Below are 15,343 nucleotides of genomic sequence, written 5' to 3'. Positions count from 1 at the left end.
TCCATTATGTCAACAATTAATTTACTTTGAGGTGATGCTTGCTAATTTATAGAAAATTGTTAATGTTGCACAGGTTAGACCAGTTAGTTGGGGCAAATAATGTTAGAAAAACAATTAGAATTAAAACACACCGAGCTTAGAAACCGTTTGGTTATGGGCTCGATGCATACAGGCTTAGAAGAAGGTTGGCATAATCGTAAGCGATTAAGTGCATTTTATGAAGCACGTGCAAAAGGGGGAACTGGGTTACTTATAACAGGCGGTTATAGCCCAAACTTACGTGGTAAGTTAACGCCTATCTCATCTTCTTTTAATTCAATTTATGATGTAATTAAGCACAAAGCGTATACTCAGGCCGTGCATAAACACGGCGCTAAAATTTGCCTGCAACTGTTGCATGCTGGCCGATACGCTTATCATCCATTTAATGTAGCACCAAGTGCAATCAAAGCACCAATCAATCCATATAAACCTAAAGCAATGTCTGTAGGGATGATTAAAAGTACCATTAAAGACTTTGCTCATTCAGCTAAGCTGGCCCAAAAAGCAGGATATGATGGCGTAGAAATCATGGGCTCAGAAGGATATTTGATTAATGAGTTTATGGCAAATCATACTAATAAACGTACTGATGAATATGGTGGTACTTTAGAAAATCGTATGCGTTTAGCTGTTGAGACTGTTAAGGCGGTGCGTGCGGTTGTTTCAGATAAGTTTTTGATTATTTTTAGGCTATCTGTCATGGATTTGATCCCTAATGGCTCGACGGCTAAGGAAGTGACACAACAAGCAAAAGCACTGGTAGCTGCGGGCGTTGATATCTTAAACACAGGTATTGGTTGGCATGAGGCGAGAGTGCCGACGATTGCCAGCATGGTTCCTCCTGGTGCTTTTAAGGAAGCATCTAAACGCCTCAAAGATGTTGTTGATGTGCCAGTTATTGCTGTAAACCGTATCAATACACCTGATATTGCAAATGATATTTTGCACAACCAAGAAGCAGACTTAATCTCGATGGCACGCCCGTTATTAGCCGATCCTGACTTTTTTAATAAATATGCCACCAATCATAGTGAACAAATAAATGTCTGTATTGGCTGCAACCAAGGTTGCTTAGATCATGTTTTTAAGGGTAAAAGAGCAACTTGTTTGGTTAATCCACAAGCAGGTTTTGAGCTTGATTACCCACTTGAAAAAACAGCTAAGAAAAAACGCGTTCTAGTTGTTGGAGCCGGTCCTGCAGGGTTGTCTGCAAGTTATTACCTTGCGGATAAAGGGCATGAAGTTAAATTAATAGATAAAAATAGTCACCCTGGTGGTCAGTTTAATTTGGCAATGCAAATACCTGGCAAAGAAGATTTTAAAAAGACGCTGGCTTATTATTTGTCTGAATTAAAACGTTTAAATGTAGATATTGAACTGAATACAGCATATGAAGACACGATGTCACAGCAGTATGACGATGTTGTGTTTTCGACAGGTGTGAGCCCTAGAATGTCTAACATTGAATGCAGCGATGGTCGACGCGTATTTGCATACGATGAAGTGATCCGCAAGGAAGTTGAGCTAGGTAATAAAATCGCTATTTTAGGTGCTGGTGGTATAGGCTTCGATATGGTCGCTTTTTTGGCTGAAAAGCCTGAGCAGTCAATCGAAGAGTTTAAACACCACTGGGGAATAGAGTGCGATGCTAACCCGATTAAAGACCCTCGAAAACTCTACATGCTCAAACGTAGCCCCGGTCGTTTTGGTAGTGATTTGGGTAAAACAACAGGCTGGATCCATCGCCAAGTTGCCAAGCAACATGATGTTGAGCAACTTTCAGAGTGTGAATATATCGCTTTTTCAGATAAAGGTTTGCTTATCAAGCAAGCTGGTCAGGAGAAATGGTTAGATGTAGACACTGTCATCGCGTGTATTGGCCAGGTATCCAATGATCAGCTGTTTGACAAAGAGAGTTTGCCTAGTCATCACCATGTAATTGGCGGTGCGAAACTAGCCAGTGCAATCGATGCCAAACGTGCTATTTACGAAGCATTACAAGCTGCGCGATTGATTTAACACTAAGTTTTGCAATTAAGTTTGCAATGAATAAAACAATAGAGCGGTCTAGACTAGTAATTGATATTATTTTTGATTTATAGAAAAGGCCGTTCATGCTTTGTACACTTTATAAAACTTATAGCTCGATAGTTTCCAAAATGCGCTTTTTAGATGGCGCACCAGCATTAATTTTGAGGTTGATTGTTGCACCAGTAATGATCATTGCCGGCTACAACAAACTCAATATTGCCAATAGTGATGTCAGCTTTCCTAGTAGTCTACTAGCAGATGAAAATGTCGTTGCTTGGTTTGGTAATGAACAGTGGGGGTTAGGGCTACCATTTCCTGATTTATTGGCCTTTTTAGCTGGTTGGAGTGAGTTTTTAGGTGGTTGGTTACTGCTAATTGGGTTTCTTACTCGTCTTGTATCAATTCCTTTATTATTTACCATGTTTATTGCAGCAACGACGGTGCATTGGGACAACGGTTGGTTTTCGGTTGCACCTAGCAATCCGCAAACGAGTGCTGCACAGGTGTTTGATTGGTTTGGAGTTCCTGCAGCACAGCAAAGTTTAGAAAATAGCGAACAAGTAGCACTGCGCCTAGATAGAATTAAGGCTTTAGTCGATACTCACGGCTATCCTGACTATTTATATGAAAAAGGCAGTGTGGTTATTTTAAATAACGGTATTGAATTTGCCGCGATATATTTTGCTATGTTATTAAGCCTATTGTTTACAGGAGGGGGGCGATTTGTCAGCGTTGATCATTGGCTAAAGCGCTATTTAAATAAACACAGGGTTGAAAGTTAAAGAAAAAACACATCTACAATAGATGATAAGCGTTTACGATGGTATTCTCATTCACAATTGAAATAATGAATGAAAGGTATATACACATGGATGCCATCGAATTACTCACTACACGTCAATCAGACAGTAACTTATCTTTTCCTGGTCCGTCAACGGAGCAGCTAGAAGTAATAAAAAAAGCAGCCCTTAAAGTGCCTGATCATGGTGGCTTAACCCCGTGGCAGTTTATTGTTGTGGATGAGCTGGCTCGTGATAAGCTCGGCGAAATATACCACCAAGCAGCTGTGGAAGAGCAGCAAGGTGAACGCACGATCAGCCGTGCTAAGTCGTTACCACAGCGGGCACCGATGATCATTATTGCTATATCGCCTTATAAAGAGCATCCAAAAGTTCCCCGTATTGAGCAAATACAAAGTGCAGCATGTAGTGTCCTTGCCATGCAGCAAGCGGCATTTGCGCAACGCTTATCAGGTGTTTGGCGAACAGGCTATTATGCGCAAAGCCCTAAGGTTAAATCTTTACTAGGTTTAAATGAGCAAGATGAAATTATTGGTTATCTTTACTTAGGTACTCCAACTGTTGATTGTACAAAACCTGTACGCCATAAACCTGAAACATTTTTCAAAGAGCTATAAGAGGGCGCTGTTATGTCACTACATGTTATTGATCATCCATTGTTACAACATAAATTAGCATTACTACGAGAATATGGAATTAGTACAAAAAGCTTCCGTGAGTTAGTTAGTGAAATTGGTACGTTACTTACTTATGAAGCGACTAAAGACTTGCCATTACAAGCCAGTGTTATAAAAGGCTGGGAGGGCAGCAATATTGAAGTCAATAAATTGCAAGGTAAAAAAATAACCGTTGTACCAATTTTACGCGCTGGATTAGGCATGATGGATGGCGTGATGGAGCTAATACCGTCTGCAAAAGTGAGTGTAGTGGGACTACAAAGAAATGAAGAGACGCTAGAGCCAGTATCATATTTTGAAAAGTTAGTTGGTAAAATTGAGCAACGCTTAAGTTTGGTAATAGATCCAATGCTAGCCACTGGAGGCTCAATGATTGCCACCATTGACATGCTAAAAAGCGCGGGTTGCACCCATATTAAAGCAATTGTGTTAGTCGCGGCACCTGAGGGAGTTAAAGCGACTTTAGATGCGCATCCTGACATTGAAATTTATACTGCTTCACTGGATAGTCATCTTAACGAGCACGGCTACATTGTGCCTGGTTTAGGAGACGCGGGTGATAAAATATTTGGCACTGTTTAGCGCATGTGACCTTTTAGGTATGAAGCCTTTATCGCTATAGTGTTGTTTAAATTCGACCTCAACCGTTGCCAATTAATGAGTTTTGCAAGTTTCATTCACTCAAGACTCGATGGAAAAATATCAACGAGTTCAATTTCATATCATCATTTTTGTGGTGTGTGAGGGGCGATTTTGGTTTCATTTTTATACTAAAATTGTAATGTTTTGGCTGCGTGATTCAGAAAAGTTACAATTTCAGGGTAGTAAGGTCGTTTAAATCTTCAAACAATTAAGTTGGTTTCAGGATGGACTAATTATCACCTAATTTCATCACGCTACTTTGTTACCCATTCTTTTAACTTGTCTTGTATTTGCTTTGCGGAAATAGGTTTAGTAATGTAATCATCCATTCCTGCATCAAGGCATCTTTGTCTATCGCCTTGCATAGCATTAGCGGTCATAGCTATAATTGGTAGAGATTTATTTCTCTGTCCAGCCTGCCCATCGCGAATATTACGAGTCGCTTGATAACCATCCATGATTGGCATTTGGCAATCCATTAGTACCGCATGAAATGGTTTTGTGTCTGCAGATTTACCAATTAATTCGATTGCTTGCAATCCATTCTCTGCAACTTTAACCTCGACGCCTATATTATTGAGCACTTTTAACGCCACCAGTTGATTAATTTTATTGTCTTCTACAAGTAGCACATTGATATCGTTGGCCCAATCTGCACTGAGGGTATTCAATGTTGATTTTTTACTATCATTGCTTATTAACTGATGTTGTTTAAGTAAAGCTTTTAAATTTGGGCAGGCAGCCGCTAAAGCGTTCAATAAAGCGAGTTGAGTTATCGGTTTGCAAAGGTAGGATGCAATATTTAATGGCACTGCTTTACCTTGTGTATAGTATTCTTCAACTTGAGTCATTACTATTAACTTAGTTTTACTTAACGGATTATTCACTTTAAGCTCTTGCGCAAAGCTGTCATTCTCTAACGCGATTAAGTGCCTATCAAGCAAAACAATATCAAAAGGTGTTGAGCTTGATATTTTACGCTCTTTAAGTATTTGAGATGCAGCCTTAGAGGTAATTGCTTCAGTGACTGAAACACCCCACAGCTTAAGTTGTTTTCGTAGCGCATGTCGACTTGATTGATTGGCGTCGATGATGAGCACTTCTAGTCTGAGGTTTTCTATATTATATGGCTTTTTAGGTTCTGAAATTTTGACGACACATGTCACAGTAAAACAACTACCCACACCTACTTCACTTGACACCGTTACATCGCCATTGAGTAACTGACATAAACGTTTAGTGATGCTAAGCCCTAAACCTGTACCACCATACTTGCGTGTTGTTGAAGCATCTACTTGGCTAAAGGTATCAAACAAAGTACCTAGCTTATTATCGGGGATACCGATACCTGTATCGAAAACTTGACAACTCAAAAGGTACTGCTCAGTATCATTCATTGGTTTAAGCTTTGCGACAATGACGATTTCGCCTTGTTCAGTAAATTTGACGGCATTGCTTAATAAGTTACTCAGAATTTGCCTGATCCTATTAGGGTCTGAACGTATTATGGGCGTATTAATATCCGCCAAATCAAGTACTATTTCAACGCCTTTACTTTGCGCTATTAATGCCATTGACTCTGCAAGTAGTTCCACAAGCTCTCTAAAATCAAAATCGATATACTCAATTTCAAGTTTATCTGCTTCTATTTTTGAAAAGTCTAAAATATCGTTGATCAGCGTTAGGAGTGAGCTGGCACTGGTACTAGCCACATTGACGGCATGAGCTTGTTCGGCGCTAAGTTGGCCTGCTTTGAGTAGTTCTAGCATACCGATTACGCCATTCATTGGGGTGCGGATCTCATGGCTCATATTTGCTAAAAAGTCAGATTTAAGCTGAGTTGCTTCTTCAGCTTTTTCCAGCGCTGCGGCTAAGTCTTCTGCTTGAGCTTCCAGTGAAGCTGTTTTTTGTGACACTTGTTGCTCGAGTTGGGAAACAAATTGTTTTTGCCTTGTTATTTCTAACCGTTGTAATCGAGTTCTGAGGTAAATCACAGTCGCAATGATAGATGTAAAAGCTAAAATATATAAGCAGTATGCCCACCAAGTTTGCCAAAATGGAGGAGCAACATGTAAATTTACGGAAAGTATGTTTTTTGACCATTCACCGTTGCTATTTGTTGCTTTAACTAAAAATCGATATGAGCCACCATCTAAATTTGTAAATGTTGCTACATTACGATTCTCAATCTCTATCCAGTGCTCATCATAGCCCTCTAGTTTATATGCATATTGATTCTTTTGAGGGGAGATGAAATCCAATACAGAAAACTCTAATGAAAATACATAGTCTAAGTAAGAAATTTGAATATCAGTAACGTAAGAGTAGGGCACATCAAGTTTAACTGGTTGGCCCAGAATATTGAAACCAGTTAGGACAATATTTGGGTCGGCTTGGTTGGAGCTTAAAGAGTGAGTACTGAAATATTCAATGCCCCTTTGGCTGCTTGTGAATAATATATTGTCGCTGCCCTTAACTAAACTACCAGAATAATAATTTAGGCCGAGTAAACCATCTTGACTATCAAAGTTTTTAATTTTCCTTTGGTGGGTGAAAATTTAGATATTCCTTTATTTGTTGTTAACCACAACTCTCCTTCGTTGTCATCGGAAACCGCGCGAATAAGGTTGGTGGGCAAGCCATTTTGTTTGCTGATATGTTTAAAGCTTTGTGTTTCAGGTTGATATAAATTGAGCCCTTTTTGTGTTGCAATCCAAATTTTACCATCTTTAGATTGATGAATATCTTGCACGATATTGCCTAACAAGCTGTCTTGTTTATATCGATTACTTTTCAATGCTAAAAAAGATTTTGTATGCGCTTGCCACAGGTTTATCCCATCACCAGTACCGACCCATATATTTTCATTTTTATCTTTAAATATTTCAAGGACTTCTGGGTGTGATAGTCCATAAGAGGCCCCTAAATGCTGGAACGAGTTTTGTAATGGGTCATAAATATAAACGCCATTTTTATAAGTACCTATCCAAAGCTTTCCATGCTTGTCTGCATTTAGTGCTCTGATCTCTCTAAACTCTTTGAGATTAGGATTCGTAGTTGGGTAAGTAATTATCTTTGCGTGATTAGTATCAAGGTTAAATTTGGCAAGTCCTTCGTCTTGGCCAACCCACAAAACGTTATCATTAGTTAAAAACAGCACCGGCCGCTCTAACAATCGGTTATTATCAAAGCCATTTTCTTCGGAAAAAATAGCCCCAGATAGCTTAATTAGGTTTTGTGTGGATACGAGCCATTTGAATATTTCTGACTTAGAGTTCGCAATTAATAAGTTTCCGTCTTTGTCGGATAAAATACCATTGGGTGCACTTAATTCAGGATGTTGGAGTGATTTAAATTTTCTATGACGTACAAGTTTATATATACCTTGTACTTCATTTGTTATCCACAGTGTACGAGCATTATCTTCAAAAATAATTCGTAATCCGTTATTGTGCTCTAGGTCAAGTTGTTTCAATTCTTGATTCGTGCTTGAGAGTCTAAAAACACCGTTACTTGTAACAAACCAAATAAAGCCATCTTGATCTTCTATCATCGAGTTAACTTGGCCTAAGTTTTCATTCTTAACTATGCCAATTGGACTGAACTCTTGTGTTTGTGGGTCAAAAAGAAAGGGGCCCTGTTGAGTGCCTATGTAAATTTTTCCATCACGGCTTTTTAAAATATGACGAATTTCGTTGGCACCTGTAGGGGTTTTGTTAGTTGGTTCTGGAAAGAAGTAAGTGAATGCGTTTGTTTTCTTATTGTATAAATTCAGACCATAACTGGTAGCCACCCAAAGTGAGTTTCGGTCGTGACTCTCTATGTCCCAGACGCGGTTGTGAGAAAGTCCAGGTATGTCAGTATTACCTTTTTTGATATGCGCAAATTGATTGTTGTTCAAAAAGCGATTTAATCCTTGGTCATATGAGCCTAACCAAATTATGCCTTCTTTGTCGTGATGCAGAGATTGAATACGGTTCGCTGAAATTGAACTAGGCCGTTTTGGGTCATTGATAAAGTTTTCAAATTGGCCTGTTTGTGGATTGTAACGGTTGGCCCCACCACCCCAAGTTCCAATCCAAATATTACCATAATGGTCTAAGAGGAGATTGCCTGCATCATTATGGGATAGGCCATTATTGCTCATACTATCAAATTCAAATAATGTGACTTTACGGCCATCAAAACGCATGACACCATTTTCAGCAGTGCCAAACCAAATTAACCCTTGTTGATCTTGAATGATGGAGTATATTTCTGAAGAAACGAAACCGTCTTCAGCAGTCAGTTTTTTAACTGAGTACTCGTTCGCCAGTAAGGGTATTTGACCAAAAATGTAACTTGGAAATAAAGTAACCAATAGTAAAAATGCAACAACTAAAAATCTATTCATAAATTATTTTTAAGTCTATTGTGAATTGGAACGTTTATAGTCAGTATTATTAGCCTAGTTTATGTCTGCGATGATTTCTATTTCTAAGATTTTCAACATGCTTAAGTTTATAGCGTGTTTTCCATTAGTCAGGTTGAATGTGTGTCATTTATCAAACCTGACTGTTGAATTAATCGTTAAATAAGGAAACTAAACTTTGAATTGTTCTAGCATGTTTTCTTGTTCGGCAATTTTTTCCACTTGACTTTTCATTGTATGATCAACCGTTTTCGCCTCATTAAACACCATGTCTGAGATGTTGCGGATCTCCATTGCATTATTATTGACTTCACTGACTACTTGCCTTTGTTCATTGAGCATATCAGCAATTTGCAAATTAAGTTGCACGATATGCTCAATAGCGGCACGAATAGCTTGTAGAGAGTCGCTAGTTTCATCTGCTTTACCTACAGTTTTTTCAACCAGACTCTGACTTTGTTTCATTACTTGTACCGCGTTCACGGCACCTGCTTGTAATTGGTCAATCATAGTTTTAATTTCAGTCGTTGCTTCTTGTGTACGTTGTGCGAGCGTTCGTACTTCATCTGCAACTACTGCAAAACCTCGACCAGACTCACCGGCACGAGCAGCTTCAATAGCGGCATTTAACGCAAGGAGGTTGGTTTGTTCTGCTATGCCATTAATAACAGAAAGTATTTGCTCTATTCCGCTGGTGGATACTTCCAAAGCATTTACTACTTCAACTGCGGTAGAAATTTGTTCAGATAGATGTGCGATTGTATCAGTGGTTTGCGTGACGATTTTCTGACCTTCGACGGCTGCGCTATCTGTATTTTGGATTGCTTCAGCGGCCTCTTGCGCTGAGTTAGCGACGCGTTGTTCTGTCTCTGACATATGCTCTGTTGCTGTAGCCAAAGAAGTTAAAGACTCTAATTGCCTTGAAATAGCGTTACTAGATTGGTTAGCACCAGAGGACGTTTGTTTGGCATCTTCAAGAATTTCGTGGCCGAGGACTTGAATATCAGCGATCAACTGTTGTAAGCGCGCGGCGAACAGGTTGAAGTTTTCTGCCAATGAAGCAAACTCAGGGTCGCTATTAGTATTGAGTCTTACAGTTAAATCCGCATTGCCTTTGGCAATATTGGCCATGGCATCATTAATTTCTGAAAGTGGTTTAAGTAATAAATTGATCACAAAAGACAGGACAACAACGCTAATAAAGACGAACAATGCAGTAAATGTGATAGAGTCTTGTGTCACTTCAGATACAGCAGCAAACACTTTCTTTTTTTCCAGCGCAATACCAACCAGCCAATCAAAACCATCAACTTTTTGAAAATCAATTAAGTACTCGGTATTATCGAGTGTAATGTATTGTAAATCTTGGCTAAATGCCGTATCACCCAAAAACTTGCTGGCTTCATCTCCATTTAAACTAACATCAGGGTGCGAGATAATAGTTCCGTCTGTGCTGACCATAAATGCGAAACCAGCATCAAATAAATTAAATGAATTTATCATATCACCAAGCTTGGCCAAGCTAACGTCATAAAAGATTGCGCCGTGAAAGCGACCTTGTTTGTTTACGGGTGTACCCACTGACACTACTATTTCTTTACTAACTGAGTCGGCATATGGGGCTGTGACGATTAACTTGCCTGCATTTTTAGCGTCGGTGTACCAAGGCCGCTTTCGAGGGTCCCATGTGGGGCCTGGGTTCCAATTTGGATCACTTGCTATATATTTGCCATTACTCTCTTGGCCATATCCAATTAATAAGAATTGTTCAGTGAGTTTCGGCTGAGACAAAATAGGGTAGGCGCTTTGCAAGGAGTCAGTTTCTGAAATGAGTGAAGTTGCTAATGATGCTAAGTCCATACTACCTTGCATTTGCGCAGTAACTGTATTACTAATCCCCTGAATTATTTCGTTGACACTTTGACTGACTTGAAGTTCTAGATTTTGCTTAATAGAAAAGTATTGTTTAATAGATAAAACGCTAAGCGCAACAAACAAGACCAACGAGGATACAATAACAATTTTGTGTTTGAACTTCACAGCACATCTCCAACACCCGACATCATATAAATGTAAAACATTAACAAAAACTTGCAATGTTAGTTTTGCTTTAATGTACCAGATATCGCAAAACTTTAAACAGTTAGATTAAATTGCATCACATATTTATGTAACAAGCTTGTTACCTATCAATGGTTGATTTAGTAATGACCAATTTGTTTGGTATAGGAAATGTCTTGAGAATTGACTTTGCCTTATTGATTAGTTTTTTAAATAGCACTAATGACTGATTTAATTGGTTGTCTGGTACGCTTTTACGGTTATATTTTCGTTGTAATTAAGTGACTGAGTACTTAAAAAAGCAGAACAGTTTTTTTGTGACTTTTAGTGAGGTTGCTCTATTTTTGACTCAGTGACAGTGATTTATTTTATGGTAGCACTTTATCGAGTGAGTGATAGAGCGGCGTTATGATTAAAATTTCAGGCCTACATGCTATGTAAAGTAGTGTAAAAGCATTTGTTTTTGAACAGGTTGCTCAGCTATAAAGCTACCTAGTGGCAGATCTAAACTACCGCATTTAAACGTATTATATTTTTAAGCATCATCATTTAGGGAAGCACATGCAGTCACGCTCATTAATATTAGCCCTTTTACTTAGCGCCATAGCAACAGCAGTACAGGGTCAAGATAAGCGTCCAGCTACTGTTGTTATCACAGCCCCTGTGCAGTTTGCTGCAACACAGCAACAAATAACTGCTGTAGGTACATCAGAAGCAAAGCGCTCAGTTACTTTATTTCCAACGGTTGCAGATAGAGTGACACAAGTATCTTTTAAAAGTGGAGACAAAGTAGCCAAAGGCGATACCCTATTTCAGCTTGACGATCGAAAAGAGCAAGCTCAAGCATTACAAACAAAAATTCAATTAGGAAACGCGCAACGAGCACTAACACGCTTACAAGATAGCATCAAAAATGGTGCCACAACACAAAGCGCTCTTGATGACGCTAAAACACAGGTTGCCTTGGCTGAAGTTGCATTAATTCAAGCACAAAATGATATTGAAGATCACCGAGTTGTTGCGCCTTTTTCAGGTGTTGTTGGAATTAGTGATATTGAAGTCGGTGACTGGGTAACAAATCAAACACAGTTAGTTTCTTTAGATGATAGGTCCATACTTTATATCGATTTTAAAGCGCCTGAACTTGCACTTGAAATGCTCAAAGATAGTACGCAAGTACAAGTATCACCTTGGCAAGAAAATCAAAATCAATTGCAAGCCACTATTAGTCAGATTGACTCAAGGGTGAACGCGAATACGCGTACTATTCGAATACGAGCTGAACTAAATAATGAGCAAGATATATACCTACCAGGCATGAGCTTTAAAGTTGTACTAAATAACTTAGGGCAACGCTATGCTGCTATTCCTGAAGCAGCATTGATGTGGGGCCCAATAGGGCCTTATATTTGGGTTGAGAAACAAGGGGTTGCGAAACGTGTTAATGTGCAAGTGATTCAGCGTCAAAACAACCAAGTGCTGGTGGATGGTGATATACAACATCAACAAATGCTGGTTGTAGAGGGTGTGCAACGCCTGCGTGAAGGCCAAGAAGTTAGTCCGCAATTAGCGAAGGTAAACTAATGTCTAATAAACATTTATCAAGTAGCAACTTATCTGACTTACCCTCACTTGCTATACGCAGACCAGTGCTTATTGTAGTACTGAATTTATTGATTATTATCGCAGGTGTGGCAGCTCTTGGTGGCGTTGAAGTAAGAGAACTCCCTGATGTTGACAGGCCACGCTTAACTATTAGTGCTTCCTTTCCTGGCGGTTCACCAGAAACAATCGATACGGAAGTTACAAGCAAGCTCGAAGGAGCTGCGGCGAGAGTATCAGGTGTGCAGTCTATTCGTGCTCAAAGCGAGGAAAACTCTAGCCGCATTGTGGTCGAGTTTAGACCTGGTACCAATATTGAATATGCTGCGAACGAAACCCGAGAAGCTGTGAGTCGTGTGCAACGTGAGTTACCTCAAGAGGTAGAGCGGGTGTCGATAATTAAAGCGGACAATGATGCACAAGCTGTGGTGAGCCTTACGGTCAGTAGTGACACTTTAGATATGGAATCACTCACAGCGCGGGTCGAGCGAGATTTAGCGCCGCAATTTTTGACAATCCCTGGTGTGGCAGATGTTAGGCTCAATGGCGATAGAGAGCGAGTGTTGCGGGTTGCGCTTGAACCTTTGAAACTCACAAGCTACGGCTTATCAGTGGCACAAGTTGCCAAAGTATTGGAACAAGCCCCTTTTGATGTGCCAGCAGGGAGTTTGAAGTCTGAAGATCAACAGCTTATTGTCAGAGCGGATGCTACTTCTATTACCGCTGAACAAGTTAGTGCGATGATTGTTGAAGGAAGTACGCGCATAGGCGATGTGGCGTCGGTTTACTTTGGCCCAGCAGACTCACGTAATATGGTACGGTTAGACGGGCAGCCGGTAATTGGGTTAGAAGTGATCCGACAAGCACGCTCAAATACTATCGAAATTTCAGATGAAGTATTAAAGTTAGTTGCACGCCAAGCATTGCGGTTTCCAGAGTTGAACATCAGTATCACCCAAGATGACGCACAGTTTATTCGAGGTTCGGTGGATGAAGTGTTGCAATCTTTGCTTATCACAATCTTACTCGTGGTCATTACATTATGGGTGTTTATTGGTTCATGGCGGGCGACAATTGTACCCGCAATAGCTATTCCGATGTCGTTAATGGGCTCGGTCGCTATTATTTGGTTACTTGGTTTTTCCATTAATATATTAACGTTACTTGCCTTGGTTTTAGCGACAGGGCTAATTGTGGATGATGCCATTGTTGTTAGCGAAAATATCCAACGACGCAAAGCACAAGGCTTAGCCAGTCGAGCCGCTGCGGTGCTAGGAACAAGAGAAGTGTTTTTTGCCGTAGTTGCCACCACAGCTGTGTTAGTTGCGGTATTTGTTCCCATCGCATTTTTGCCATCAACAGCGGGTCGATTATTTCGAGAGTTTGGGGGCGTACTCGCTGGTGCTGTGATCATCTCATCATTCGTCGCGCTATCATTGGTACCAGCACTAACGTCTCGTTTGCCTAAAAAAGTCAAGTCTGGAACGCATTTATTCAGTACTTTTGGTAACAAATGCGTTGATTGTTATGGTGTGATGATTAGCTGGGTTTTGAAGCATGCATGGTTGACTCTGTTTATATGCGCTATTTTGGCCACCGCATCAGGTGTTTTGTATACGCAAATAAAAAGTGAGTTATTACCGCAAGAGGATAGAGGCAGTATTCGCATCTTCGCTCGGGGCCCTGATGGTGTAGGGCTGAACTTTATGGACCGACAAGCAAAAGCTATGGAAGACGTGCTACTACCTTATGTAGAGCAACAGCAGATAGACTCCATTTATACGGTTGTAGGCCAGTGGGATCCAAATATTGTATTTATTACTGTACCACTAAAAGACTGGTCTGAACGGGCACTATCTCAACAGCAGATTATTAATCAGATACGTGGACCTTTGGGGCAAGTTCCAGGTGCTCCAGCGAGAGCGTTTGGTTCAAACAGTTTGAACCTAAGAGGGCAAGGAGGCGGTATAGAGCTGGCATTGCTGGGCGATAATTATTTAAATATATTTAAGGCGGCTCAGTTGTTTAGTGCCGAGCTTGAAAAGGTTTATCCGCAATTTGGTAAAGCCAATATTTCTTATCAGCCTTCGCAACCACAATTGCGAGTTAACATAGACCGTCGAGGAGCAGAAGATTTAGGTGTACAGTTGAGCGACATTGCTACCACATTAAGGGTGGCAATTAATGGCGATGATATTGCGGATCTAAATGTGGGCGATCAATCTATCCCCATTATTCTACAAGCACAGAATTATATGATCCAAACTCCATCTGATTTAGCAAACTTGTATGTTAAAAGCGATACTGGTGCGCTAGTGCCATTGTCAAGTATTGCCAGCTTAGCAGAGGAGGGTGTTGCTGCTGAGCTAGAGCGCTATGCACAGCGGCGGGCAATTGAATTAGATTTAGAGCTGCCAGTAGGCATGGCGATGAGTGAAGCGGTTGAAATAATTAGAGGTGTTGCTCATGAAAAGCTACCACAAGGTATTGATCTAGCTTTTAAAGGCGAAGCGCTCACTTATCAAGAAACGGCTTATGAAGTTTTGTTAACTTATGTGCTTGCATTTGTCATTGTGCTGCTTGTATTAGCTGCTCAGTTTGAAAGTATCAATAGCGCGGTCGTTGTGATGCTTACTGTACCATTTGGTATAGCGGCTGCAATTTTAGCGTTAAAGCTATCTGGCACGAGCTTAAATATTTACTCGCAGATTGGCTTGGTAATGTTGATTGGACTGTTGGCTAAGAATGCAATTTTATTGGTAGAATTTGCAGATCAGTTACGAGATCGGGGCAGTGATGTTGAGTCGGCTATTTTACAAGCTGCTATAGTGCGTTTTCGTCCAATCGCTATGACATTATTCTCGACTTTACTGGGTGCGTTACCTCTTATTTTATCCACGGGCGCTGGCGCTGAGGCGCGTAACGCAATTGGTTGGGTTGTATTTGGAGGGTTAGGAATCTCAGTGCTTTATACTTTATTCTTAACACCCGTTATTTATTTGGGTTTGGCGCGTTTTACCAAGCCCAGAGCCGATGAAACGACACGTCTTGAAGCTGAGTTAGCAAGGGCCCCAAGT

At 40.3% G+C, this 15,343-nt stretch carries 9 protein-coding genes; 6 read left to right on the top strand and 3 right to left on the bottom strand.

Features of this window, described 5'->3' with window-relative positions; genetic code table 11:
* Nucleotides 1-99: 99 nt before the first annotated feature.
* From SANK73390_RS13465 to upp, 4 genes are all read left to right on the top strand, one after another.
* Nucleotides 100-2,061 carry an FAD-dependent oxidoreductase gene (locus SANK73390_RS13465; protein ID WP_462766530.1) on the top strand — a complete coding sequence of 654 codons (1,962 nt, stop codon included), beginning with the start codon at nt 100-102 and terminating at the stop codon, nt 2,059-2,061.
* Between the two features lie 140 nt (nt 2,062-2,201).
* Nucleotides 2,202-2,855 (top strand): HvfX family Cu-binding RiPP maturation protein, encoded by a 654-nt coding sequence (locus SANK73390_RS13460; protein ID WP_462766528.1) that lies wholly within the window; start codon nt 2,202-2,204, stop codon nt 2,853-2,855.
* 86 nt (nt 2,856-2,941) lie between these two features.
* On the top strand, nt 2,942-3,490 hold the full coding sequence (locus SANK73390_RS13455; protein WP_462766526.1) for an NAD(P)H nitroreductase: 549 nt from the start codon (nt 2,942-2,944) through the stop codon (nt 3,488-3,490).
* A gap of 12 nt (nt 3,491-3,502) precedes the next feature.
* A complete protein-coding gene (upp, locus tag SANK73390_RS13450; protein ID WP_261592409.1) occupies nt 3,503-4,132 on the top strand; it encodes a uracil phosphoribosyltransferase in 630 nt (209 codons plus the stop codon).
* Nucleotides 4,133-4,446: 314 nt separating this feature from the next.
* On the opposite strand, the gene SANK73390_RS13445 is transcribed toward upp, so the two are convergent.
* The 3 genes from SANK73390_RS13445 to SANK73390_RS13435 all read right to left on the bottom strand — a co-directional run bounded on the left by SANK73390_RS13445 (nt 4,447) and on the right by SANK73390_RS13435 (nt 10,643).
* Nucleotides 4,447-6,525 (bottom strand): response regulator, encoded by a 2,079-nt coding sequence (locus SANK73390_RS13445; RefSeq protein WP_462766525.1) that lies wholly within the window; start codon nt 6,523-6,525, stop codon nt 4,447-4,449.
* Between the two features lie 164 nt (nt 6,526-6,689).
* Complete coding sequence (locus SANK73390_RS13440; RefSeq protein ID WP_462766524.1) at nt 6,690-8,585, bottom strand: ligand-binding sensor domain-containing protein; 1,896 nt, start codon at nt 8,583-8,585, stop codon at nt 6,690-6,692.
* Between the two features lie 189 nt (nt 8,586-8,774).
* Complete coding sequence (locus tag SANK73390_RS13435; RefSeq protein ID WP_462766523.1) at nt 8,775-10,643, bottom strand: methyl-accepting chemotaxis protein; 1,869 nt, start codon at nt 10,641-10,643, stop codon at nt 8,775-8,777.
* Nucleotides 10,644-11,225: 582 nt separating this feature from the next.
* Between SANK73390_RS13435 and SANK73390_RS13430 the strand changes: the two genes are divergently transcribed.
* Together SANK73390_RS13430 and SANK73390_RS13425 are read left to right on the top strand one after the other, a co-directional pair.
* Complete coding sequence (locus tag SANK73390_RS13430; protein ID WP_462766522.1) at nt 11,226-12,248, top strand: efflux RND transporter periplasmic adaptor subunit; 1,023 nt, start codon at nt 11,226-11,228, stop codon at nt 12,246-12,248.
* A partial coding sequence (locus SANK73390_RS13425; RefSeq protein ID WP_462766520.1) for an efflux RND transporter permease subunit occupies nt 12,248-15,343 on the top strand: 3,096 nt, incomplete at its 3' end. The genes SANK73390_RS13430 and SANK73390_RS13425, both read left to right, overlap by 1 nt.

This window comes from Pseudoalteromonas sp. SANK 73390 (assembly GCF_054966645.1).
The sequence above is the reverse complement of the archived record's forward strand: the minus strand, read 5'-3'. Positions and strand labels throughout refer to the sequence as shown.

Excerpts from the sequence above, each read along its gene's own strand:
- upp (WP_261592409.1), top strand. The coding sequence starts at position 3,503 with ATGTCACTACATGTTATTGATCATCCATTGTTACAACATAAATTAGCA.
- SANK73390_RS13440 (WP_462766524.1), bottom strand. The coding sequence starts at position 8,585 with ATGAATAGATTTTTAGTTGTTGCATTTTTACTATTGGTTACTTTATTT.
- SANK73390_RS13465 (WP_462766530.1), top strand. The coding sequence starts at position 100 with ATGTTAGAAAAACAATTAGAATTAAAACACACCGAGCTTAGAAACCGT.
- SANK73390_RS13430 (WP_462766522.1), top strand. The coding sequence starts at position 11,226 with ATGCAGTCACGCTCATTAATATTAGCCCTTTTACTTAGCGCCATAGCA.
- SANK73390_RS13455 (WP_462766526.1), top strand. The coding sequence starts at position 2,942 with ATGGATGCCATCGAATTACTCACTACACGTCAATCAGACAGTAACTTA.
- SANK73390_RS13460 (WP_462766528.1), top strand. The coding sequence starts at position 2,202 with ATGCGCTTTTTAGATGGCGCACCAGCATTAATTTTGAGGTTGATTGTT.